Origin of the sequence: Vibrio sp. S9_S30 (assembly GCF_014694455.1) — a bacterium.
In the GTDB taxonomy this organism is placed as follows: Bacteria; Pseudomonadota; Gammaproteobacteria; order Enterobacterales; family Vibrionaceae; genus Vibrio.
The window spans coordinates 1-825 of the sequence record NZ_JAAUWT010000111.1; the positions used below are offsets into that span (position 1 = coordinate 1).

An 825-nucleotide genomic window follows, 5' to 3' on the forward strand; every position below is an offset into this window, starting at 1 on the left:
GGGATGATCTGGCGTACATCATTTACACCTCGGGCACCACGGGCAAACCGAAAGGGGTGATGATGCCGCACTCGGCTTATGCGGACTTTATTCATCAATATCATCAGTCCCTTCAAAGCGATCAGTCTTTGCAGGGCGAACAGCCTTTCGAGGCGCAGCCGATTTCCTTAGTGAGCCTCACCCAATACACCTTCGACATCTTTGGCTTGGAATACGGCTTACCGCTGTTGTCGGGCGGAACGGTTCACCTATCGGACATTCATCAAGCGCCTGAAACCTTGTCCGAGCATGTCAGCAAGACCAACGTATTGCAGCTCACCCCGTCGGTCTGGTCGGTATTGCAAGTGGCGTTGCCAGAAGATCTCGATTTGTCTCATGTGACGGTCATTGTCGGGGGCGAAAGCGGGTCGGAAGCGATTTACCAAAGCTTGTCGCGCCGCTTTAAAGAGGTCATCCAAGTGTACGGCCCAACCGAAGCGTGCATTTGGAGCACCCAATCACGATACCAATCGGGCAACGCCCACATTATCGGAACGCCCCTGAGGAACGAGCGATGTTATGTCCTTTCGGGCAACGGCAAATTGTGCCCCATCGGTGTTCCAGGTGAGTTGCACATTGGAGGTGCAGGACTGGCGAGAGGTTACCTCAACCGAGCTGAGCTGACCGCCGAGCAGTTCATCGACAGCCCCATGGAAGGGCACGATGAACGGTTATACAAAACTGGCGACTGGGTACGCTGGCGTCACGATGGGCAACTGGAATACATCGGGCGCAATGACAGCCAAGTGAAGATACGCGGTTATCGGATTGAGTTGGGTGAAATTG

General features: G+C 54.3%; 1 protein-coding gene. It reads left to right on the plus strand.

The window, feature by feature from the left end; genetic code table 11:
* Positions 1 to 825, plus strand: an 825-nt coding sequence (locus tag HC752_RS25535; RefSeq protein ID WP_190337747.1) for an AMP-binding protein, incomplete at both ends; no start/stop codon positions are given.